The following is a 25,013-nucleotide window of genomic DNA, read 5'->3' as shown; positions in this document are numbered from 1 at the left end:
GCACAGAGTTAATCTTTATAATATTCAATGACCTTATCATATATTTGATCTGGCACCAAACCTCGAACAGACAAACCTAATTTTACTTTTTCTCGTATTTCAGTGCTACTAATATCCAAAAGAGGGGTATTAACTATTTTCACACATGCAGGTAACGATTCGATATTCATTGGCGAATTTCTACGGGGATAAACAACCACTGGATAGCGATTGAGTATCTCCTCATAACCATACCAACGATCAAAAGCCACCCAATTGTCTGCCCCTATAAGTAATACAAATTCATACTGTGGATACGTAACTGAAAGATAACGTAAAGTATGAAGCATATAAGAAGGTCTTGCCAAGTGAAATTCCACATCACTTGCTTCCAGTCCTTCCTCGTCTTTCAAGGTTTCTTCGACCATTTCCAATCGCTTATCATCATCCAAAAGATTTGATGATTGCGCCTTAAACGGATTCAACGGAGACACAACAAACCACACAGCATCCAAATCTGCCAGTCGAAGAAGGGCTTTAGCCAACTTTACATGACCTACATGGATGGGGTTGAAACTGCCTCCGTAGATACCTATCCTTTTTGGATTCACTATTTATAGCTTATCGTTACTTCTCTAGAAACGCTTTAACCAAGTTAAAGGTTTCCTCCTCTGCCTTAGCCAAATCATCATTTACAATGATATGATCAAACTGAGATGCAAAAGTCATTTCATAATCAGCTTTTGCCAATCGCTGCTCAATGACTTCAGGAGCATCGGTTGCTCTCCCCTCAAGTCTTCTTCGCAACTCTTCTATAGATGGAGGCTGAATGAACACACTCAAAGCACGCTCACCATAAAATTTCTTGATATTGCATCCACCTTTTACATCTACATCAAAAACCACATTTTGACCCTGTTCTGTCTGTTTTTCTACCTGAGACTTCAAAGTGCCATAAAAACGATCTTGATAAACCTCCTCGTATTCCAAAAATTCATCACGAGAAATCTTTTCACGAAACTCCTCAGCTGTCAAGAAAAAATATTCTACACCATTTTTTTCTGTACCACGTGGAGCTCGAGATGTACAACTAATAGAAAAACCTAGATTAAGCTCTGGGTGTTCCTTCATCAAATATTGTACAATAGTACTCTTTCCAGAACCAGAAGGAGCACTAAAAATGACTAATTTTCCTGTTGCCATATTTAGAGAGCATTTAATACTTGTTCCTTAATCTGCTCCAATTCATCTTTCATCTTAACAACGATGTTCTGCATCTCTGCCTGATTACTCTTAGAACCAGTTGTATTAATTTCTCGTCCCATTTCCTGAGCTATAAAACCAAGTTTCTTACCTACAGGCTCATCCTCATTCATGGTTTCGCGGAAATAATTGAGATGGTTGGCCAAACGCTGTTTCTCTTCACTAATATCAAGCTTTTCGATATAGTAGATCAATTCTTGTTCTAAACGATTTTTATCATAATCTACTTCAGGTATTTGCTTTAGACCTTCTACAATACGATCACGAATTTTCTCAACACGCGATTTTTCGAAAGGTTCAATACTCTTCATTAGGCTCTCGATATTATCGATTTTCTCACTAAACTTCTTTTGTAAAGCCGCACCCTCCTGTTTACGGAAACTAATCAAATTATTGATAGCTTCTCGAATCGCTTGACAGGCAACAGCCCATTCTTCTTCTGAAAGTTCCTCTACATCAGCTTTAGAAGCGACATCTGGGAAACGAAGCAAAGTATAGAACCAATCCTGTGGCTCAGGAATACCTGTTTGAGCAGAAATTGATTTTATTTGTTGATAATAATTTTCGACAAGTTTTGTATTAATAGTAGAAGCGTCAGCATCTGCATTCTTTTCAATCCAAATAGAGAAGTCTACCTTACCACGTTTAAGGCTAGCAGCTACTTCCTTACGGATTTCCATTTCTTTTTCACGATAAATAGGGGCGATACGAGTTGAGAGGTCAAGCGACTTACTATTCAGTGACTTAATCTCAACATTAATTTTCTTTTCATTGTAGGTTACGACTGATTTACCGTAACCTGTCATTGACTGTATCATAATTACTTTCACGTTAAATTTCTGCAAAAGTACAAAAAAATGCGAGAAAAAACGTAAATTTGCACCTTATTTAAGAATAATATTTGTTTATGTCGTGTATATTAAACATTGAAACGAGTACCGATGTATGTTCTGTAGCTGTAAGTAACGACGCAGAATGCATCTTCAACAAAGAGGACCACAGTGGCCCTAACCACGCTGTCAACTTAGGTGTTTTTGTAGATGAAGCCTTATCTTTCATAGACAATCACGCCATCCCTTTGGATGCTGTTGCAGTGAGTTGCGGACCTGGTTCATATACAGGTCTTAGAATCGGTGTATCAATGGCCAAAGGTATTTGTTATGGTCGTAATGTAAAACTTATTGGCATTCCTACCTTGGAAATTCTTGCCGTCCCAGTACTTCTTCGCGAAATGGCAAGTGAAGAGAATGCTCTTCTTGTACCGATGCTCGATGCTAGAAGAATGGAAGTCTATGCTCAGATATATAACCGAGCTTTGAAAGAAATACGACCAATTCAGGCTGACATCGTTGATAGCAACACTTATCAGGAATATCTCGACAAAGGACCAGTTTATTTCTTCGGTAATGGCGCTGCTAAATGCATGGAAACGATAAACCACCCTAACGCACACCTTGTGGAGCATATTGAGCCTCTGGCCAAATATATGTTCCCATTAGCTGAAAAACGCATAGCAGAGGGGAAATTTGAAGACGTTGCTTACTTCGTCCCATTTTATCTAAAGGATTTTGTAGCCAAAATGCCGAAAAAATTGTTATAACATTGTACTAACAAGAATTATGAATATAGAAGGATTAGACTACAACACCCAACGGGAAAGACTTGTTTTACCTGAGTATGGTCGTGAAATACAAAACATGGTCAACTACTGCCTTACTCTGACCGACCGTCAAGAACGTCAGAATTGTGCAGAAAGCATTGTTGATATCATGGAGCGCATGATTCCGCAAAACCATACAGATGAGGACTATAAGCAGAAACTTTGGGATCATCTCGCCATAATGAGCAATTTTCAGCTAGACATAGATTATCCGTACGACGTAAGTCAAGCAGCTAGAATAGCCACCAAACCTGAACCTATGGAATACCCAGAGGACAGAAATCCTGTCCGACACTATGGAAAGATGCTGTTTGAAATCTTTGAACAGTTGAAAACGATGGAACCGGGAGAAGAACGCGATGAACTTATCCGTATTACTGCCAATCAGATGAAACGTAATCTGGTACAATGGAGTCATGGCAGTTGTGATGATGAAAAAGTAGCTGACGACTTAGCTCGCTATACTGATGGAAAAGTACAATTGGATCTTGACCATTTCACATTCGACAAAATCACAGAACGTGAAAATGTAAGCAACAAAAAGAAGAAAAAATAAATATGGAGTCTTTTGTCATAGAAGGTGGACATCCACTTAAAGGTACAATTACCCCCCAGGGAGCCAAAAACGAAGCCTTACAGGTTATCTGTGCAACACTACTCACTTCAGAACCTGTACGCATCAATAATATCCCTGATATTCTGGATGTTAACAATCTTATAAAATTGCTTCAGGATATCGGTGTCAAGGTAACTCGGCACAATCGTCATGAATATACATTCCAAAGCGATGAACTCAACCTAAATTATCTGGGGAGCGAAGAGTTTGTCAAGAAATGTTCTCAACTCCGAGGAAGTGTATTGATGATTGGTCCGATTTTAGGCCGATTCGGAGAAGCTACAATTGCCAAACCTGGAGGTGATAAAATTGGTCGAAGACGCTTGGACACTCATTTCATTGGTTTTAAAAATCTTGGAGCTGAGTTTGTACGTAATGAGGAAAAAAATGTCTACCAACTAAAAGCCAAACAGCTAAAAGGTTGTTATATGTTGCTCGACGAGGCTTCGGTTACCGGTACTGCTAATATCATCATGGCTGCCGTAACAGCTAAGGGCAATACTACAATCTATAATGCAGCTTGTGAGCCATATATACAGCAACTATGCCACATGCTCAACGCAATGGGAGCAAATATCAGTGGTATCGGCAGTAATCTCCTCAATATTATCGGTGTGGACAACCTTCATGGTACAGAACACACGATTCTACCAGACATGATTGAGGTAGGTTCATTCATTGGCATGGCAGCCATGGTGGGAGACGGTATCCGTATCAAAAACGTTTCTATCAATAATCTAGGTATCATACCTGAAGCTTTCCGCCGAATGGGGGTGAAGATTATAGAAGAAAATGATGACTTAATTATTCCAAAACAAGAACAGTATGTTATCGATTCTTTTATTGATGGTACTATCATGACTTTAGCTGATGCACCATGGCCTGGGCTCACACCAGACTTACTCTCTGTACTGCTGGTAGTTGCTACACAAGCCAAAGGTACTGTGCTGATACATCAGAAGATGTTCGAAAGCCGATTATTCTTCGTCGATAAGCTTATAGACATGGGTGCCCAGATCATACTTTGTGACCCTCATCGTGCTGTTATCGTAGGGCACAACAGAGAGAAAACACTGAGAGCAGGCCGTCTTACCAGTCCAGATATCCGTGCCGGTATCGCTTTGCTGATTGCAGCTATGAGTGCTAACGGTACAAGTACTATCGCTAATATCGCCCAAATAGACCGAGGCTACGAGGATATCGAGAATCGTCTTAACAATTTGGGAGCTAAAATACGTCGTATCAATGATTAAAGAAGAAGACATATATAAAATAGGTAAATTGGGAAAACCTCACGGTGTACAAGGTGAGGTTTCCTTCCACTTTACTGATGACGTTTTCGATCGTGTTGATGCAGAATATCTCATCTTAAAGCTAGATGGCATTTTTGTACCATTCTTCATGGAAGAGTACCGTTTCCATGGAAGTGAGACGGCTCTGATAAAATTTGAGGATATTGACAGTCAGGATAGAGCTAAAGAACTGACTGGTAGTGAAGTCTATTTTCCACGTCACCTATCGGATAGCGATGAAGAAAATATCTCTTGGGCTGAAATCGTCGGTTTTGCACTGATTGATGCTGCCACAGGTAATACTATTGGTACCATTCAGGGGGTAGACGACTCCACCATAAACACGCTATTTGATATCGAGACCGAGAATCATCAAAATATCCTTATACCAGCATCAGACGACTTGCTGCAGCAGGTAGACGCAGACAAGCGAGAAATCATAATGAATCTACCAGAAGGAATTTTAGATTTAGATTAATGAAAAAACAACTATGTATACTTGGTAGTACAGGAAGTATCGGTACACAGGCACTCGACGTAGTACGTCAGCATTCAGACCTTTACGAAATATACTGTCTTACTGCCAATAACAGTGTAGAGAAACTAGCACAACAAGCTCACGAATTCAATCCTGCAGCCGTTGTTATTGCTAATGAAGACCATTACAAGAAACTGCAAAATTTACTGAGCGACCGTCCTGATATCAAGGTATATGCAGGCCGTGAGGCCTTAGAACAAATTGTCGAAGCAGAACCTATTGATATGGTCTTGGCTTCAATGGTTGGTTTTTCCGGACTCATCCCTACAATCAATGCGATTAAGGCACGTAAAAAGATTTGTCTAGCCAATAAGGAAACGCTTGTTGTTGCTGGTGAATTAATTTGTAATCTCGCTCAACAGTATCATGCTCCTATTCTACCCGTAGACAGTGAGCATTCTGCTATTTTCCAGAGTTTGGTAGGCGAAGACGAAAACGAAATAGAAAAGATTCTCCTGACTTGCTCCGGTGGTCCGTTCCGAAATTTCACACAGGAACAAATAGAAAAGGTTACAGCTGCAGATGCCCTCAAACATCCTACATGGGATATGGGTGCCAAGATTACCATCGATTCTGCTACACTTATGAACAAAGGTTTTGAAGTAACGGAAGCAAAATGGCTATTTGGTGTACCAGCAGACAAGATAGAAGTACTTATCCATCCACAGAGCGTAGTACATAGCGCCGTACAGTTTGCCGACGGAGCTGTTAAAGCTCAGTTGGGTGTACCCGATATGCGCTTGCCTATCCAATATGCATTCTCTTTCCCACAGCGAATTCATTTAGATGGTGACCGTCTCGATTTATTCAAGCAACGTAATTTGGAATTTTTCGAACCAGACACCCAAAAGTTCAAATGTCTGGCATTAGCATTCGAAGCTATCAAAAAAGGTGGCAACATGTCATGTATTGTCAATGCTGCCAACGAAATAGCCAATGCTGCATTCCGCCGCAACGAATGCTCTTTCCTTGATATCGCCGATATTATCGAAACGACCATGGCTAAAACTACATTCAATAATAATCCTGATCTTGATGTTTATCTGCAAACAGATGCAGAAGCACGAAGAATCGCTCAAGAATTAATAAAAAAATAAATAATGGAATCATTTTTGATCAGATTGCTACAGTTTATGCTGTCAATCTCTCTCTTAGTATTACTCCACGAAGGAGGCCATTTCTTCTTTTCTAAATTATTCGGAGTTCGCGTAGAGAAATTCTACTTATTCTTCGATGTTACAATTGGAAAATGGAAAGGAAGTATTTTCAAGTTCAAGCCAAAATTTGGTGACACCGAATATGGTATGGGATGGCTTCCTTTAGGTGGTTATTGCAAAATCTCTGGTATGATCGATGAAAGCTTCGATACAGACCAAATGTCAAAACCTGCTGAAGCATGGGAGTTCAGAAGCAAACCAGCTTGGCAACGACTTCTTATCATGATCGGCGGTGTTACTGTAAACTTCTTTTTAGCCCTCTTCATCTACTCCATGGTTATGTTCACTTGGGGTGAAGACTTTATTCAGATGAAGGATATGAACCTAGGTATGAAGTTTAACAAGGAAGCCAAGGCCCTTGGCTTTCAAGATCACGATATCCTCATTGGAACTGATATCCGCGAATTCAAGGAGTTTAATGTCGACGTTTTTCGCGATTTGTCAGAAGCTCATCGTGTAGATCTTCTACGTAATGGCAAAAAAATGAGTATTGAGCTCCCTGGTGATATCAACTTATTGAGCATGCTGAAAACATCTCCTGTTTTTGTTCGACCATTCCTTCCTGCAGAGGTCGATACCGTATTACCAAATGGACCAGCTGCCAAAGCCGGTATTGTAAAAGGAGATAAATTTATTGCTATCAACAATAAGAAGATTGATTCTAGTAATGAACTAGACGAACAACTAGGACGTCTTGATGACCAAATGGAGAGTGTTACTACTCACAGAGACAGTCTAAAACTCAGAACTATCAGTTTGGTTGTTGCCAAGGCTCAAAGTAGTAAACTGGATACTTTAAACATGGTATTAACCCCTGATTTGAAATTTGAGATTGGCTGGAAATCATTTGCTGATATGTACAAAGTAACTCATGTAGATTATGGTTTTTGGGAGAGCTTCCCTGTAGGAACATCCTATGGATGGAATGTACTCAAAGGCTACGTTAGCGATATGAAATACGTATTTACAGCTGATGGTGCCAAGAGTATCGGTGGCTTCGGGGCTATCGGAAGCCTCTTCCCTGCTCAATGGGACTGGCACCAATTCTGGTTAATGACAGCTTTCTTGAGCATTATCCTGGCCTTTATGAATATTCTACCTATTCCTGCACTCGATGGTGGACATGTACTGTTCTTGCTCTATGAAATGATTACACGCAGAAAACCAAGTGAGAACTTTATGATTAAGGCTGAATATATTGGTATTACTATTTTATTTATTCTGCTCATCATAGCCAACTTGAATGACGTGTTACGCTGGCTCGGCTTTATGTAAGCTAAAATAAATACGATATCCTAAAAAGCTAAAATGATAGCTTTTTTGCAAAAATTACGGATTGTAAGTTTGCTACTCAAATAAACTTGCAATCCGTGATTATTTTTTTTAAATTCATCACTTTTACTTTCAATTTAACATTTTAACGGTTCCTAAACTAAATTTACCGAAAGATTTTCCATTAAAAATCTTACATTTAGAAAGCTGTTTTGTAATTTTGCAACCAAATTGATAGGGAAATTACAAAAACATGAATCAAATGCAACTAAAAATGGAAAATGGATTGTATAATGCCAGCAATGAGCATGATGCTTGTGGTGTGGGTATGGTAGTCAACATCCACGGCAACAAGAGTCACGAGCTTGTTGACAATGCATTGAAGGTATTGGAAAACCTCCGACATAGAGGTGCTGAAGGTTCTGATGGAAAGACTGGTGATGGAGCCGGTATCCTACTACAGATACCACATGAGTTTATTCTTCTTCAAGGCATACCTGTTCCTGAAAAAGGAAAATATGGTACAGGACTTATTTTCTTACCAAAGGATGAGAAAAAACAGCAAGCCATTCTCTCCATCATGATTGAGGAGATCGAGCGTGAAGGCTTATCACTAATGCACCTTCGCAACGTTCCTACCAACCAGGAGTGCTTGGCAGAAGAAGGACTCGCTACAGAGCCTGATATCAAACAAGTATTTATCACAGGTGTTACTGATAATAAAGTTACTTCTTTCGAACGCACGCTTTATACGATTCGTAAAAAAATAGAAAGAAGAGTTGAGGACAACGACTTTTATATCTGCTCTTTATCAAGCAAGACTATTGTATATAAAGGTATGCTCTCAAGTTTACAACTTCGTCAATACTATCCAGACTTAACAAATAATTATTTCACTAGCGGTATGGCCTTGGTACACAGTCGTTTTAGTACCAATACCTTTCCTACATGGAGTTTAGCACAGCCGTTCCGCCTAATCGCTCATAATGGTGAAATCAACACCATCCGTGGTAATCGTAGCTGGATGCAAGCACGCGAAAGTGTCCTTTCTTCAGAAACCTTAGGTGATGTTAAAGAGATATCACCTATCGTACAGCCTGGTCTGAGTGACTCGGCTAGTTTTGACAACGTCTTTGAGTTCCTTGTAATGAGTGGACTTTCATTGCCGCATGCTATGGCTGTTATGGTACCTGAAAGTTTCAATGATAAGAACCCAATCTCTGAAGATCTCAAAGCTTTCTATGAATACTATTCTATTCTCATGGAACCATGGGATGGACCTGCAGCCTTAATGTTTAGCGACGGTCGTTTTGCCGGTGGTATGCTCGATCGTAACGGTCTTCGTCCTGCTCGTTATACCATCACAAAGAACGATACCATGGTTGTAGCAAGTGAAGCAGGTGTAATGGATTTTGAACCTAGTGAAATTGCAGAAAAGGGACGTCTTCAGCCAGGTAAAATTTTACTGATCGATACCGAAGAGGGTAAGATTTACTATGATGGCGAGATTAAGAATCGATTGGCTCAAGAACATCCTTATCGTCAATGGTTGAATACCAATCGTATTCAGTTGGAAAAAATCCGCACAGGTAGAAAGGTTGAGAATAGCATCGAAAACCTTACTCGCAAAGAACTGGAATTTGGTTTTGGTGAAGAAGATGTCGATGGAACAATTGTACCAATGGCTACCAAGGGGCAAGAGCCTACTGCTTCTATGGGTAATGACACACCGTTGGCTGTACTTTCAGACAAACCACAAATATTCTTCAACTACTTCCGCCAGCAGTTTGCACAAGTTACCAATCCTGCTATCGACTCTATTCGCGAGAACCTCGTGATGAGTCTTACTGAGTATATCGGCCGTGTAGGTAGTGGTATTCTCAATCCTGATGAAAGTAACTGTAAGATGGTGCGCCTGCCTCATCCTATTCTGAACAATTCACAACTTGATATTCTCTGTAACATTAGATACAAGGGATTCAACACCATCAAACTTCCTATGCTTTTTGAGCGAAGCAAAGGCGAAGAAGGACTTCGCGAAGCTCTCAACTCTCTTTGTCAACAGGCTGAGAAGAGCGTGGACGATGGGTATAACTATATTATTTTAAGCGATCGCAATGTTGACGAGGAACATGTTGCCATACCATCTCTGTTAGCCGTAAGTGCTGTTCACCATTATCTTATCAATGTGGGCAAGCGTGTACAAACAGCCTTAATTGTTGAGAGTGGAGAAATCAGAGAAGTAATGCATGCCGCATTGCTATTGGGCTATGGTGCATCAGCTCTCTGTCCTTATATGACATACGCCATCCTTGATGACCTTGTAAAGAAAGGCAAGATACAGGAAGATTACCACACTGCTGAAAGTAACTATATCAAAGCTGTCAAAAAAGGTCTTTTCAAGATTATGGCTAAAATGGGTATCAGTACCATTCGTAGCTATCGCGGTGCACAGATTTTTGAAAGTATCGGTCTCTCTGAGAACCTTTTAAAAACCTACTTCGGCACTCAGATATCTACCATCGGTGGTATCGGACTGAAAACAATAGCCAAGGATGCCATAGCTTTCCACGACCAGGCTTTCGATCAAAAGAAAAAAGTAGAATTCTTGCCTAACATGGGGCAGTTCCACTATCGCAAGGATGGTATTGAACATGCTTGGAATCCTGAGACTATTGCCACACTGCAGCTATCTACTCGCAAGGGCGATTACCAACTCTTCAAAAAATTCAGTCAACTGGCTGATAATAAAGAGCGTCCTATATTTATCCGCGACTTCTTTGATATTAAGCGTAACCCTATCGATATCGACAAAGTAGAACCAGTAGAGTCTATCGTAAAACACTTCGTTACAGGTGCCATGAGTTTCGGAGCTTTGTCTAAAGAGGCACACGAAGCTTTAGCACTGGCGATGAATAAACTGGGAGCCCGATCAAACACAGGTGAAGGTGGAGAGGACAATGAACGCTTCCATGGCGAACAGGATGGTATCAGCCTCAACAGTAAAACCAAGCAGGTAGCCTCTGGACGCTTCGGTGTTACAACCGAATATTTGGTAAATGCTGAAGAAATACAGATTAAGGTGGCACAAGGTGCTAAACCAGGAGAAGGTGGACAATTACCTGGTTTTAAGGTAAACGAAATTATTGCCAAAACCCGCCATTCTATCCCTGGCATTTCACTCATTTCACCACCACCTCACCACGATATCTACTCTATCGAAGACTTAAAGCAACTCATCTTCGACTTGAAGAATGTTAATCCTAAAGCAGCTATTAGTGTCAAACTTGTTGCAGAGAGTGGTGTCGGAACCATTGCAGCCGGTGTTGTAAAAGCTAAAGCAGATTTGATCGTCGTTTCTGGTGCTGAAGGTGGTACCGGTGCTTCTCCTGCTTCAAGTATGCGCTTTGCTGGTATCTCTCCTGAAATTGGTATTTCAGAAACTCAGCAAACTTTGGTTAAGAATGGTCTTCGCTCATTGGTACGCCTACAGGTAGACGGTCAGATGAAGACCGGTCGTGATGTTATCATGATGGCTCTTCTTGGTGCTGAGGAGTTTGCCTTCGGTACCTCTCCTCTAATTGTTCTGGGTTGTGTAATGATGCGTAAATGTAGCCAAAATACCTGCCCTATGGGTGTTGCTACTCAGGATCCTCGTTTGAGAGCACATTTCAAAGGCAGTTATAAGTATGTCATTAACTACTTTACATTCCTAGCTCAAGAGGTGAGAGAGTATTTGGCAGAAATGGGATACACTAAACTTAGTGATATCATCGGACATACTGAACTCATTGTACCTAAGAAATCGGGCAATGAAAAATGGGACTCACTCGACTTTACTCGATTACTCTTCAAGGAAAATAGCGAAGATACTTTGTACTGTAGTAAAACACAGAAACATGAACTCGACGGTATCCTCGATCAGCAGTTGATTGCTGGAGCTCAGAAGGCCATTCAGGATAAAGATGAAGTAAACCTCGACTTTGCCATCCGCAATACTAACCGTGCAACTGGTACCATGCTCAGTGGACTTATCGCTGAGAAATATGGAGAAGAAGGATTACCTGAAGGTACAATTAATGTGAAATTTAAAGGTTCAGCCGGTCAGAGTTTCGGTGCCTTCCTCGTAAAAGGTATCGACTTTAAGCTTGAAGGTGAAACCAATGACTATTTTGCTAAAGGCCTAAGTGGTGGCCGAATCGCCGTGCTTCCTCCAAACCGTTCAAACTTCAATGCTGAAGATAATATCATCGCTGGTAATACTGGTCTTTATGGCGCCACTACCGGTGAGGTATATATCAATGGTAAAGTTGGCGAACGCTTTGCTGTTCGTAACTCTGGAGCCATTGCTGTAGTAGAAGGTGCAGGTGACCACTGCTGCGAATATATGACTGGTGGTCGTGTTGTAGTGCTAGGTGAAACTGGTCGAAACTTTGCAGCAGGTATGAGTGGTGGTGTCGCTTACGTATGGGATAAAAACCACAACTTCGACTACTTCTGTAATATGGATATGGTTGAGATAAATCTGGTAGAAGAAGCAAGTTACCGTAAGGAATTGCACGAACTCATCCGTCAGCACTATCTCTATACCGGTTCTAAACTAGCTAGAACGATGCTTGATGACTGGAATCACTATGTTGAAGATTTCATTCAGATAGTTCCTATTGAGTACAAGCGAGTTTTACAGGAAGAGCAGGTGAAGAAGTTGCAACAGAAAATTGCTGATATGCAACGCGATTACTAATTCAAAAGACGAGGAGTAAAAAAAGTTATGGGAAATCCTAGAGCATTTTTAGAAATAAACCGTAAGGAAGCCGGACACAGACCGGTTCACGATAGAATCCACGATTTCGGTGAAGTGGAGCAAACTTTAAATACTAACGATCGACGTCAGCAAGCCAGTAGATGTATGGATTGTGGTGTACCTTTCTGCCATTGGGCATGTCCTCTGGGCAATAAACCACCAGAATGGAATGATGCTATCTACAAAGGCGACTGGAAGTTAGCTTTCAAGTTGCTGACAGCCACCAACGACTTTCCTGAGTTCACTGGACGAGTATGTCCTGCACTCTGTGAGAAAGCCTGTATTCTTAACTTAATGGATCACGAACCTACCACTAACCGTGAAGATGAGTGTTCCATCATAGAAAAGGCTTTCGAGGAAGATTTCGTTCAGCCTCGTATTCCTGAGCGAAATGGTAAAACCGTATGTGTAGTGGGAGCAGGTCCGGCAGGACTTTCTGCTGCTACCCAGCTCAATCAGATGGGTTATCAGGTTACTGTCATCGAGGCTCGTGAAGACGCAGGTGGTCTGCTTCGCTTTGGTATTCCAAATTTCAAACTGAACAAGATTATCATCGATCGCCGCATGGAGGTACTTCGCCAAGAAGGCATTATCTTCCAATTTAATACTAAATTAGTTGATACACCAGCTAAAAAGGGTGAAGAGAAAAAGGGCGAAATCGCTGATGATATCCAAAACGACCCTACTTTAGGTCAGGATAAGACGGTTACAGCCGAGGAACTCAGCAAGCAGTATGATGCTGTCGTAATTACCACAGGTACTCCTACTGCTCGAGATCTCAAGATTCCTGGACGCGACTTAAAGGGTGTATACTTTGCCCTTGAAATGTTGTCTCAACAAAACCGTGTACTCTACGGACAAGAATTCAGCAAAGATCAATTGGTTAATGCAAAGGGCAAAGACGTACTTGTCATCGGTGGTGGTGATACCGGTTCTGACTGTATCGGTACAGCTCACCGTCAAGGATGTAAGAGCGTTACACAGATTGAGATTATGCCTAAACCACCCGTTGGTCCTGATGATCCAAACAACCCATGGCCAAACTGGCCACGAACCCTCAAGACTACCTTCGCTCACGAAGAAGGTTGCGAGCGAAGATGGAATATCAATTCTTTGGAATTCTTAGGCAAAAATGGTAAACTCACTGGTGTCAAAGTACAAGAAATTACTTGGGAGCCTAACCCTGAAGGTGGTAGACCTTTAATGAAACCTGCCAAGGAACCGGAAATAATCAAAGCCGATATGGTACTTTTGGCAATGGGATTCTTGAAGCCTAACCAACCTGAATTTCCTGAGAATGTCTTCGTAGCAGGTGATGCTGCTAACGGAGCTAGCTTGGTGGTACGTGCCTTGGCAAGTGGTAGAGAAACTGCTGCTAAAATAGATAAATACTTGCAAAAGTAATTATCCCTATCAAATATGCATTGCAGAGGGTGAGGTATCGGTGGATATCTCACCCGTTTTTTGGGGCTTAAATTTATCTGTTATATTTAAATTTAGTTGACACAAACTGTCTTGTGATTTGCTTATTTATAATTAGCATTGCTAAAATGTTTCAAATATGGCTATTTTTGTAATATTTTCTAGGTTGTCAAGTCTTTTAGGAAGTAGCGGACACGACTGACAAGGTTTTCAGTACGATTTAAACAATGTTGACAAGTAATTCTGTTTAACCTGGTAAAAACTGTCAAATGAAATTAGGAAAAGACAATTGTTTTGTCAACCTGAATAATACAAAGCAGAAACACTATGTTTACAAGTTAAAAACATCATGTTTACGTGTTAGAAACATAGTGTTTATACCATGAAAACATAGTGTTTGTCAGCTCAAGTGTAAACTTTTACCTATCACCGGCTATGGCTTTGCTGGAACTAAGGGTAGAATGTTGTAGTAAGATACCAAATAGTCAAGCCAAAAGTTGAAGATATTGAGCTAGATAACGATTCCTAGTAACTATGTTTGGGGGATATTTTTTAAAAGTCTACCATAACAGACTGTAGAAGCCAGTAGTTATTCGCCGATACCACTGTGTAACAGATTTTATATTTTATTTTTCGATAGTGTCATTATACATAATAATTATTAAAAAACAAACTATAAATTTAAGTCTGTAAATTATGATAATAAGAAAAAAGTGTTATCTTTGCACTCAAAGATAAACCTAACCTAACAAACAATGAAAAAATTACTATTATCCGCTTTAACACTATTAACCGTATCTTCGACATCTCTCTTGGCACAAAACTTAGTAAAGGGAGACTATGGATATCTCTATTGTCACATGAGTGATAAAGGCGAATGGACAGCCTACGCTGTAAGTCGCGATGGGTATCACTATCAGGATATCAACGAAGGTAAACCTATCTTTGACGCTAAAGAGCATGCACGTATCGAAGGGGGAACACGCGATGCTTACATCACTCGTACACACGATGGTAAGGGGTATCTCATGGTAACAACCGACATGTGTGTGGCTAAGAGTCATAAATGGGATAACTATGGCATTGACCTCCTCAAAAGCGATGACATGATTCATTGGACTAGTGTTACCTTCGACTATCGCAAAGGTCAGAATATATTCTGCGATCCACAAGCCCCATCACCTTATAAAGACTGGTCTACTATTAATCGTGTATGGGCTCCACAGATATTCTGGGATCCAAACTATATCTGGGAGAATGGTGAAAAAGGTGGATACATGATCTATTACTCGATGCTTAACCGCGCAGAAGAAGGCTATGATCGTATGTATTACAGCTATGCAGATAAGACCTTTACCAAATTAACTACACCAAAGCTTCTCTTCGACTGGGGCTATGCTACAATTGATGCTGATATTAACTATCTTCCATCCGACGGCAAATTCCACATGCTTATCAAGAAAGAAGGTGGCAAACCTGGTATTTACACGGCTACCAGTGATTATCTGAATCATGGATGGGGTGAACCAGTAGAACATGATTATGTAAGTTTTGAAGGCAAAAAGAAATGCGAAGGGTCAAGTGCATTCCAGTTAATCGGTGATAAGACTTGGCGTGTAGCTTATATACAATATAGCGACAATCCTAAGCATTATCGCATCTGTAAAGCCGATGAAAATCTACGCAATTTCCACGATCCCGTGGACATCGAAGGGGTTACCGGTCCTCAGCACGGTAGCTTTATGCGCATTACCAAGAAAGAATATAAACGCTTGCTCAAATGGGATCAGAAACTTAAAAAATAAGAAACGCCTTAACAAAAAAATTAAATCGCACTGTGATCTATAGAAATCTCAGTGCGATTTATTTTTTTTATTCGTAAGCTTCCTCATGTACACCCCGAACGGCACGTCCACTAGGATCATTCATATTCTTGAACGATGCATCCCAGGCAAGTGCTTCTGCTGTACTACAAGCCACACTTGGCACAGATGGAACACTCCTAGCAGCACTGTCACTTGGGAAGTGCTCGGCAAAAATACTACGATAATAATATTCTTCTTTATTCTGCGGTGGGTTGATAGGGAATCGCTCTTCTGCATGAGCCATCTGCTCATCACTAACGGCAGAACTGGTAATCTGCTTCAATGTGTCTATCCAACTATATCCTACACCATCACTAAATTGCTCTTTTTGTCGCCAAGCAACTTCTTCTGGCAACATATCAGCAAAAGCTTCACGCACAATTTTCTTCTCCATTGTCTGGCCCGGGCACATCTTTGCCTCTGGATTAGTACGCATAGCAACATCAAGAAACTCTTTATCGAGGAATGGCACACGTCCCTCCACACCCCAGGCACAAAGGCTCTTGTTAGCACGAAGACAATCGTACATATACAATTTGCTCAACTTGCGAACCGTTTCCTCATGAAAAGCTTGTGCATTTGGAGCTTTGTGGAAATAGAGGTAACCACCGAAAATTTCATCGGCGCCCTCACCCGAAAGTACCATTTTGATGCCCATCGACTTAATAACACGAGCCAATAGATACATCGGTGTAGAAGCACGTACCGTAGTCACATCATACGTTTCTATGAAATAAATAACATCGCGTATGGCATCTAACCCCTCTTGGATGGTATAATTTATCTCATGATGTACAGTTCCGATATGATCAGCCACCAATTTAGCCTTAGCTAAATCGGGTGCTCCCTTCAAACCTACAGCAAAAGAGTGCAAACGAGGCCACCAAGCACGGGTTTTACCGTCTTCCTCGACACGATGTTGAGAATACTTCTCGGCAATTGCAGAAATCACAGAAGAATCGAGACCACCACTTAGAAGCACACCATAAGGTACATCGCTCATAAGCTGACGCTTCACAGCGTCTTCCAAGGCATCATGAATGCTCTTTACACTAGATTCATTATTCTTAATGTTATCGTACTCAAACCAATCGCGGCTATAGTATCGTTTCATACCAAGAGCACCACTCCAGTAAAAATGACCAGGAAGGAATGGCTCATAACGGTCGCACTGTCCTTCTAAAGCCTTCAGTTCACTCGCACAATATACTTTACCGTCTTTATCATAGCCGATATAAAGAGGAATTACACCGATAGGATCGCGAGCTATGAGAAAAGTATCAGACTCGACATCATAAAGTGCGAAAGCAAAGATTCCACTGAGTTTTTCAAGCATTTCGGTCAAACGGGTTGGGGTAATTTCGCCTGTAGCTTTCATCTCACGATACAATGCCAAGATTACTTCGCAGTCACTTCCGGTCTGAAACTGGTATTTGTTAGCAAACTCCTTACGTATTTCAAGATGGTTATAGATTTCACCATTAACGGCCAAAACCTGTTTTTTATCAGGCGAAAACAAAGGCTGCTTACCCGATTCTGGATCAACAATGCTCAATCGTTCATGAGCAAGAATAGCAGAACCGCCACAATAGATACCACTCCAGTCTGGTCCACGATGACGAATTTTCTGACTCATCCTCAACGCCTTCTGCCGCCATTCAAGAGTTTGCTCCTGAATATTAAAAATTGATACTATTCCACACATATTGGTAATGATTTAAGTTGCACAAAAACTCCAGTGCCTTACACTGGAGCCATATTTTTTAATTAGAAATCTAACATTAGTTGTAGCAAGACTCACCATGCTCGTAGATATCGAGTCCTTCTTCTTCTATTCGCTTGTCTACTCGGAGACCTTTTACACGCTTGATGGTATAAAAGAGGATAAAACCGCTCACAGCTGCCCAAAGATCAATACATACAATACCCAAAAACTGAGCACCTAAGAATCCAAAGCCATGACCATAGAAGGCTCCCTCACTTACACTGAGCAGACCTGTAAGCAATGTACCAACAATACCGCAGATACCGTGAACAGAACTTGCACCTACAGGGTCGTCAATATGAAGTTTCTGATCAATAAATTCGATACCATAAGGCAAGATTATACCGCAAATAAGACCGATAATAACGGCACCAGTAGGCGATACCATATCGCAACCAGCTGTAATACCCACCAAACCGGCAAGAACACCGTTGAGCATCAATGAGAATGATGGTTTGCCATATTTAACCCAAGACAAAAGCATAGTAGCAATACCACCAGCAACAGCAGCAAGGTTGGTGGTCAAGAATACGTGAGAGATAGCTTCACGGTTTACAGCACCACTAGCAGCTAACTGTGAGCCAGGATTGAAACCAAACCACCCAAACCAAAGGATTAAAACACCTAAAGCTGCAGCCATAAGGTTATGACCAGGAATTGCTTTGCTCTTACCATTCTTATCGTACTTGCCCAAACGAGGACCAAGAATAATGGCACCTATCAAAGCTAATACACCACCTACAGAGTGAACAATAGCACTACCGGCAAAATCGTGAAATACTGTACCGAAGGTGTTCATCATAAAACTACCCTCTTCACCGTTACATAGCCATCCGCCACCCCATGTCCAGTGACCTTCTACAGGGTAAATAAGCAATGATATAAAGAAACTGTAAACACAGTACATTGAGAACTTGGTGCGCTCTGCCATAGCACCAGAAACTATGGTTGCACTAGTAGCGCAGAATACAGTTTCAAAAATCAAGAAGCCTTCTGTAGGCAAACCTGCACTATTGGTATAAAAAGAAAGATCACCAAAGTTTGGCATTCCGATAAAGCCCTGACCATCAGAACCAAACATAAAACCAAAACCTACAAACCAAAAAAGTAACGAACCGACCATAAAGTCAACAAAGTTCTTAAAGAGGATATTGGCTGTGTTTTTACTACGGGTAAAACCTGCCTCACAAAGAGCGAAACCCGGTTGCATGAAAAAGACTAACATGGCTGCTAAAAGCATCCAAATGGTATCGATTGATATTCCTAAATCTTGTACTGTCATTGTTGTGTTTGTTTTGTCGTTAATAATAATGTGCTGTGTTGTTAATAAGATGAGCTTTTACTTTTCCTGTTCGGCATTATACAAGGCGATATCTCCACGCTCACCTGTACGGATTCTAACCGTATCTTCTACTGGAATAACGAAGATTCGTCCATCACCGACCTCACCTGTTTGAGCAGCTTTCTGAATAGCCGATATTGTACGCTCTACGTTTTTTTCTCTTACTACAACATTAAGAAGTACACGTTCGATACTGCTTGTATCGTACATGACACCTCTGTAAATACGTGCCTGGCGCATTTTACCTTCACCACGAACGTCATAATAAGAAAACCATTCGATATCTGCAGCTAGTAAAGCTTCCTTAACATCGTCAAATTTGGTTTTTCTAATGATTGCTTCAATCTTTTTCATGATTTACCTTTCTTTTTATTGATTAAAACCTCTATTGGTTGACATTTTGTAAATTCAACACTGCAAATTTATAACTTTTTGCTATTATATCACACAAATCAGATTCATTTTGAAAGAATAAATTTTATTTAACTTACAACCTTTAAACACTAAACAGCAAAATACTTACAATTTGTTCTATATTTGCATATATTTAGTATCAAATTATAAGATAATGAAAAAATATTTTGGAATATTGATTATTTTTGTATTAAAAAGACGACATTTTGTTGTACATTTGCAAACGTAATCAAACAAATGGTAACAGGAATAAAAGAAAGGGACACAAAATGTCAAATAAGATAAGATTTACAAAAATGCAAGGAGCAGGCAATGATTATATCTATGTCAACACCTTGGCTTATCCAATACCTAATCCAAGTTTGGCTTCACAAATATGGAGTAAGTACCACTTTAAAATAGGAAGTGATGGATTGGTACTGATAGGAAGACCTAGCGATCCCGCCAAAGCTGATTACTCCATGCATATTTATAATGCAGACGGATCTGAAGCTATGATGTGTGGTAATGCCAGCCGATGTATTGGCAAATACCTATATGAAAAAGGACTGACTTTTCAAGAGGAAATCAGACTGGAAACTCTTTCGGGAGTAAAAATACTGAAACTCCACCTTATAGATAATAAGGAAACAGGAAAAACGGAGGTTGAATCGGTAACCGTAGATATGTTAGAGCCTCAACTCGAGGAAAAAGCCCAGTATAATGCAGAAGTAGGAAAAAATATTCAGATAGAAGACAGGATATTTAACGGAACTTTTGTTTCAATGGGCAATCCACACTACGTAATATTCGTTAATGATATTGACACCATCGACATTGCTCGATACGGAAGTAAACTTGAGGTGCATCCTGCTTTTCCACAACGATGCAATATCGAATTTGCAGAAGTAAGAGCTAACGGAGAAATCAGAACCCGTGTATGGGAAAGAGGTAGCGGAATTACCTTGGCCTGTGGAACTGGTGCCTGCGCCACTGCTGTAGCAGCTGCACTGACCGGACGAGCTGAACGTAAAAGTAAAATCGTCATGGATGGCGGAACACTCGAAATAGAATGGAAAGCGAATAATAATCATATATATATGACTGGTCCGGCAGCTTTCGCATTTGAAGGTGAAATCGAGTTACCTGAATAAATAGAAGCAAACTTATAACAACAATAAAAAAAGAAAAAATATGGCATTAGTTAATGAACATTTTTTGAAGCTTACAAACAATTATCTGTTTGCAGACATTGCAAAAAAAGTAAATGCCTTCAAAGTATCACACCCTAAGAAGAGAGTGATTAGCCTAGGTATTGGTGATGTAACCCAACCTCTTTGTCCTGCTGTAATAGAAGCTATGCATAAGGCGGTAGATGAAATGGCCGTACAGGCAAGTTTCCGTGGATATGGACCAGAAAGAGGTTATGATTTCCTACGAGAGGCCATCGTCAAGAACGACTATGCTCCACGTGGTATCCATCTCGACCCTAATGAAATTTTCGTCAACGATGGTGCCAAGAGTGACACGGGTAATATACAGGAAATCGTAAGATGGGATAATAATGTAGGTGTTACCGATCCGATTTATCCGGTATATATCGACTCCAATGTTATGATAGGTCGTGCCGGAATATTCGAAAATGGTAAATGGAGCAATATTACCTATATGCCTTGCGACGATACGAATAATTTCGTACCACAGATACCAGACCATCGCGTCGACATGATTTATCTGTGCTATCCAAACAATCCTACTGGTACTGTATTGACCAAAGAAGAACTAAAGAAATGGGTAAGTTATGCGATTAAGAATGACTCGATTATCTTCTATGATGCTGCTTACGAGGCTTATATACAGGATGAAAACATACCTCACTCTATCTATGAGATTAGAGGTGCACGAAAAGTAGCTATCGAGTTTAGAAGCTATTCTAAAACTGCAGGATTTACTGGTGTACGCTGTGGCTATACTGTAGTGCCTAAGGAACTGACTGCCACTACTCTCGATGGTAGTGAACGGGTAAGCTTGAACCAACTTTGGAACAGACGACAGAGTACCAAATTTAATGGTACTAGCTATATCAGTCAACGTGCTGCTGAAGCCATCTATACTCCTGAAGGCAAAAAGCAGGTAAAAGAAACGATAGATTACTACATGACCAACGCAAAGATAATGCGTGAAAGTCTCACTCGACTAGGATTTAAGGTATATGGTGGTGAAAATGCACCTTACTTATGGGTGAAAACACCAAACAACACAGAAAGCTGGAAATTCTTTGAGCAATTGCTCTATGGAGCATACGTAGTATGTACTCCTGGTGTGGGATTCGGCCCTAGTGGAGAAGGATTCATCAGACTCACCGCATTCGGTACACGCGAAGATTGTAAAGAGGCGATGCAACGTATAGCCGATTGGGTTACTCAGGTATAACCTTATTAACGTATTCTGAAAACACCAAACTATCGGCTAACAACATACACAAACACTAAAAATAATATGATTATGAAAAATCTGAGTAAAATGGGATGCATGGCAGCCATAATGCTAGCCTGCTCCCCTGCTGTTAAAGCGCAGGACGAAGTAGAAACAACAATTGCTGCTGACTTTGTGAACGACTACGTATGGCGTGGACAGCACTGTGGTGATGTTGCAGTACAACCGACATTAGGCATTGGGTATAAAGGATTATCACTGACCGCTTGGGGAAGTATACCATTGACCAACACTGACGATAGCAAAGAGTTCGACTTGACACTCGCTTATGCTACAGGAAAATTCCATGTTGGTGTAACAGATTACTACTTTTCATCAGCAAGTAACTTCAAAACAGGAGCTACTGTAGGAGACAAATATTTCGCTTATGGCGCTAATAGCACAGCTCACACTTTTGAAGCAAACATCGGCTATGACTTTGGACCTGTTTCCATCGACTGGTATACCAACTTTGCCGGCAACGATGGCAGAACACTCGATGGCGATCGGGCATTTTCATCTTATTTCGAGTTGAATGCTCCATTCAAATTTGCCAGCTGTGATTGGAATGCGACCCTAGGTGGTGTACCATATCATGCTGAATTCTACGGTGCCAACAACGCTAGTGGCTTCGCTATTTGCAACGTATCTGTCAAAGCTACCAAAGACATTAAGATAACTGATTCTTTCAGTGTACCAGTTTTTGCAGCCATCAATACTAATCCAAGTTCTCAGAAAGCTTACCTCGTATTTGGCTTTACCCTTCAGCCATAAATAATATACACAAACGACAAAGATATTAATCAATAAAAGATTTCCAAGATGACAAATTTAAGATTCGGTGCTGTAGAATCAGCATCCAAAAGAAAGCCTGTTGAAGTGCTTTCACCCGTAGAAAGACCATCCGAATACTTTGGTAAAAAAGTATTCAACCGACAGAAAATGTACAAGTACCTGTCAGCAGAAGTTTATACCAAGCTCATCGACGTGATTGACAACGGTGCTCAACTAGACCGTTCTATCGCTGATGAGGTAGCAAAAGGTATGAAGCGTTGGGCTGATGAAAACGGGGTTACTCATTATACTCACTGGTTTCAGCCATTGACAGAAGGAACAGCAGAGAAACATGATGCTTTCATCGAGCACGATGGCAAAGGTGGTATGATTGAAGAATTCTCAGGCAAGCTCCTTGTTCAGCAAGAACCTGATGCTTCGTCATTCCCTTCTGGAGGTATCCGTAGTACATTTGAGGCTCGTGGCTATTCTGCATGGGATCCTACATCACCAGTCTTCATCATGGATGATACTCTTTGTATACCTACAATATTCATCTCATATACCGGTGAGGCTCTGGATTACAAGGCTCCATTGCTCCGTGCATTACATGCTGTCAATGTAGCAGCTACCGATGTATGCCACTACTTCTATCCTGACGTCAAAAAGGTTGTAAGTAATCTTGGTTGGGAACAGGAATACTTCCTAGTAGATGCAGACCTCTATGCAGCTCGTCCAGACCTTGCCTTAACCGGTAGAACCCTTATGGGCCACAGCTCTGCCAAAGACCAGCAAATGGACGATCACTACTTTGGAACAATCCCAGAGCGTGTACAAGCGTTCATGAAGGATCTTGAAATTCAGGCGCTCGAACTCGGAATTCCATGCAAAACCCGTCACAACGAAGTTGCGCCTAATCAATTTGAATGTGCTCCAATCTTCGAAGAAACTAACCTTGCTGTAGACCACAACATGCTTTTAATGAGCCTCATGAAAAAAGTTGCTCGCAAGCATGGCTTCCAGGTATTGCTCCACGAAAAACCATTCGATGGTATCAATGGTTCTGGTAAACATAACAACTGGAGTCTTTCTACCGATACCGGTATACTGCTCCACGGTACAGGCAAGACACCAAAGGATAACTTACGCTTCATCACCTTCATTGTAGAAACTCTGATGGCTGTTTACAAGCACAATGGCCTGCTCAAGGCTTCTATCATGAGTGCTACTAATGCACATCGTCTTGGCGCTAACGAGGCACCTCCTGCAATCGTATCTTCATTCTTGGGCAATCAGGTGTCAGAAGTACTTGATCACCTAGAGAAAACTCCTACTAAGGATATTTTCAATATCGAGGGTAAGCACGGTGTAAACATCGACATACCTGAGATACCAGATATCATGCAGGATAACACTGACCGTAACCGTACTTCTCCATTTGCCTTCACGGGTAACCGCTTCGAATTCCGTGCTGTCGGTTCTGAAGCTAACTGTGCTAGTGCTATGATTACACTGAATACTGCAGTTGCAGAAGCATTACAGGATTTCAAGGTACGAGTAGACAAGCTTATTGCCAATGGTCAGGATACTATTGAGGCTATCATTGAGGTAGTACGCCAAGATATCAAGACATGTGCTCCTATTCGCTTCGATGGCAATGGATACTCTGACGAATGGGTAGAAGAGGCAGAAAAGAGAGGCCTTGATGTAGAGCGCTCATGTCCTGTAATCTTCGACCGCTATCTGGACGAAGCTAGCATTAAGATGTTCGAAAGCCAGGGTGTCATGAAGAAGAACGAACTCGAAGCTCGTAACGAGGTAAAATGGGAAACTTATACTAAAAAACTACAGATAGAAGCTCGCGTATTGGGCGACTTGAGTATGAACCACATCATCCCTGTTGCTACACACTACCAGAGTCAATTGGCAAAGAACGTTGGCAACATGATTGCTATCTTCGGAGCCGATGAAGCTAAAAAACTAAGCGAACGCAATATTTCTATCATCAAGGACATCGCCGAACGTACTGCACTTATCGAAAAAGGTGTAGAGGAATTGGTTGAAGCTCGTAAGAAAGCGAACAAGATAGAAAACGAGCGTGAGAAAGCTATAGCTTATCACGATACTGTAGAAACTAAATTTGATGCCATACGTTATCAGATAGACAAACTTGAATTGGAAGTTTCTGATGAACTTTGGACGCTTCCTAAATATAGAGAATTACTCTTCATCAGATAAAGATTATTGAACAATCTATTTCTTTTATTGGTTGTTTAAGTTTGCTGCGGAGTGTCATCGTGACGATGACGCTCCGTTTTTATTATGTTAAAATCAAA

19 protein-coding genes are annotated in these 25,013 nt (G+C 40.9%); 13 read left to right on the top strand and 6 right to left on the bottom strand.

The annotated features are described in order from the left end of the window. Window positions 1–8 precede the first annotated feature (8 nt). Genes nadD through L6471_RS05200 form a run of 3 tightly spaced genes read right to left on the bottom strand, consistent with a single transcriptional unit; the run spans window position 9 to window position 2,060 of the window. Complete coding sequence (nadD, locus tag L6471_RS05210; protein ID WP_006281315.1) at window positions 9–590, bottom strand: nicotinate (nicotinamide) nucleotide adenylyltransferase; 582 nt, start codon at window positions 588–590, stop codon at window positions 9–11. Window positions 591–606: 16 nt separating this feature from the next. Next, window positions 607–1,182 carry a guanylate kinase gene (gene gmk, locus L6471_RS05205; protein ID WP_006281316.1) on the bottom strand — a complete coding sequence of 192 codons (576 nt, stop codon included), beginning with the start codon at window positions 1,180–1,182 and terminating at the stop codon, window positions 607–609. 2 nt (window positions 1,183–1,184) lie between these two features. Next, window positions 1,185–2,060 (bottom strand): YicC/YloC family endoribonuclease, encoded by an 876-nt coding sequence (locus L6471_RS05200; protein ID WP_074548176.1) that lies wholly within the window; start codon window positions 2,058–2,060, stop codon window positions 1,185–1,187. 89 nt (window positions 2,061–2,149) lie between these two features. Between L6471_RS05200 and tsaB the strand changes: the two genes are divergently transcribed. The 9 genes from tsaB (at window position 2,150) to L6471_RS05155 (ending at window position 15,868) form a co-directional block, all read left to right on the top strand. Then, a complete protein-coding gene (gene tsaB / locus L6471_RS05195; protein WP_006281318.1) occupies window positions 2,150–2,842 on the top strand; it encodes a tRNA (adenosine(37)-N6)-threonylcarbamoyltransferase complex dimerization subunit type 1 TsaB in 693 nt (230 codons plus the stop codon). Window positions 2,843–2,861: 19 nt separating this feature from the next. Next, entirely contained in the window at window positions 2,862–3,458 is a 597-nt protein-coding gene (locus L6471_RS05190) for a DUF4290 domain-containing protein (RefSeq protein ID WP_006281319.1), read from the top strand. A 2-nt stretch (window positions 3,459–3,460) separates the two neighbouring features. Further along, window positions 3,461–4,771, top strand: a complete 1,311-nt coding sequence (gene murA / locus L6471_RS05185; protein WP_006281320.1) for a UDP-N-acetylglucosamine 1-carboxyvinyltransferase — start codon at window positions 3,461–3,463, stop codon at window positions 4,769–4,771. Next, window positions 4,764–5,288 carry a ribosome maturation factor RimM gene (rimM, locus tag L6471_RS05180; RefSeq protein ID WP_006281321.1) on the top strand — a complete coding sequence of 175 codons (525 nt, stop codon included), beginning with the start codon at window positions 4,764–4,766 and terminating at the stop codon, window positions 5,286–5,288. The genes murA and rimM overlap by 8 nt, the downstream gene beginning before the upstream one ends. Next, window positions 5,288–6,445 carry a 1-deoxy-D-xylulose-5-phosphate reductoisomerase gene (locus L6471_RS05175; RefSeq protein ID WP_006281322.1) on the top strand — a complete coding sequence of 386 codons (1,158 nt, stop codon included), beginning with the start codon at window positions 5,288–5,290 and terminating at the stop codon, window positions 6,443–6,445. The genes rimM and L6471_RS05175 overlap by 1 nt, the downstream gene beginning before the upstream one ends. A 3-nt stretch (window positions 6,446–6,448) precedes the next feature. Further along, window positions 6,449–7,840: an RIP metalloprotease RseP gene (gene rseP / locus L6471_RS05170; RefSeq protein WP_027453099.1), complete on the top strand. Its 1,392-nt coding sequence runs from the start codon at window positions 6,449–6,451 to the stop codon at window positions 7,838–7,840. A gap of 259 nt (window positions 7,841–8,099) precedes the next feature. Continuing rightward, window positions 8,100–12,581 (top strand): glutamate synthase large subunit, encoded by a 4,482-nt coding sequence (gltB, locus tag L6471_RS05165; RefSeq protein WP_027453100.1) that lies wholly within the window; start codon window positions 8,100–8,102, stop codon window positions 12,579–12,581. A gap of 27 nt (window positions 12,582–12,608) precedes the next feature. Beyond that, on the top strand, window positions 12,609–14,045 hold the full coding sequence (locus L6471_RS05160; protein WP_006281325.1) for a glutamate synthase subunit beta: 1,437 nt from the start codon (window positions 12,609–12,611) through the stop codon (window positions 14,043–14,045). Window positions 14,046–14,818: 773 nt separating this feature from the next. Next, on the top strand, window positions 14,819–15,868 hold the full coding sequence (locus L6471_RS05155) for a glycoside hydrolase family 43 protein (RefSeq protein WP_027453101.1): 1,050 nt from the start codon (window positions 14,819–14,821) through the stop codon (window positions 15,866–15,868). A 67-nt stretch (window positions 15,869–15,935) separates the two neighbouring features. Here the strand turns inward: L6471_RS05155 and asnB are convergent, their stop codons facing one another. The 3 genes from asnB to L6471_RS05140 all read right to left on the bottom strand — a co-directional run bounded on the left by asnB (window position 15,936) and on the right by L6471_RS05140 (window position 19,389). Continuing rightward, a complete protein-coding gene (gene asnB / locus L6471_RS05150) occupies window positions 15,936–17,633 on the bottom strand; it encodes an asparagine synthase B (protein ID WP_237797515.1) in 1,698 nt (565 codons plus the stop codon). A gap of 76 nt (window positions 17,634–17,709) precedes the next feature. Next, window positions 17,710–18,975, bottom strand: coding sequence for an ammonium transporter (locus tag L6471_RS05145; RefSeq protein ID WP_006281328.1), 1,266 nt, complete (start codon window positions 18,973–18,975; stop codon window positions 17,710–17,712). Window positions 18,976–19,032: 57 nt separating this feature from the next. Further along, on the bottom strand, window positions 19,033–19,389 hold the full coding sequence (locus tag L6471_RS05140) for a P-II family nitrogen regulator (RefSeq protein ID WP_006281329.1): 357 nt from the start codon (window positions 19,387–19,389) through the stop codon (window positions 19,033–19,035). Window positions 19,390–19,718: 329 nt separating this feature from the next. Here L6471_RS05140 and dapF point away from each other — a divergent pair, with 329 nt between their 5' ends. The 4 genes from dapF to L6471_RS05120 all read left to right on the top strand — a co-directional run bounded on the left by dapF (window position 19,719) and on the right by L6471_RS05120 (window position 24,915). Beyond that, on the top strand, window positions 19,719–20,582 hold the full coding sequence (gene dapF / locus L6471_RS05135; RefSeq protein WP_006281330.1) for a diaminopimelate epimerase: 864 nt from the start codon (window positions 19,719–19,721) through the stop codon (window positions 20,580–20,582). Window positions 20,583–20,622: 40 nt separating this feature from the next. After that, a complete protein-coding gene (locus tag L6471_RS05130; protein WP_006281331.1) occupies window positions 20,623–21,861 on the top strand; it encodes an LL-diaminopimelate aminotransferase in 1,239 nt (412 codons plus the stop codon). Between the two features lie 66 nt (window positions 21,862–21,927). Then, a complete protein-coding gene (locus L6471_RS05125; protein ID WP_006281332.1) occupies window positions 21,928–22,677 on the top strand; it encodes a hypothetical protein in 750 nt (249 codons plus the stop codon). Between the two features lie 48 nt (window positions 22,678–22,725). Further along, entirely contained in the window at window positions 22,726–24,915 is a 2,190-nt protein-coding gene (locus L6471_RS05120; RefSeq protein ID WP_006281333.1) for a glutamine synthetase III family protein, read from the top strand. Window positions 24,916–25,013: the final 98 nt, after the last annotated feature.

It is taken from the genome of Segatella bryantii (genome assembly GCF_022024215.1).
Taxonomy (GTDB): Bacteria; Bacteroidota; Bacteroidia; order Bacteroidales; family Bacteroidaceae; genus Prevotella; species Prevotella bryantii.
This window is presented reverse-complemented; position numbering and strand designations above follow the sequence as displayed.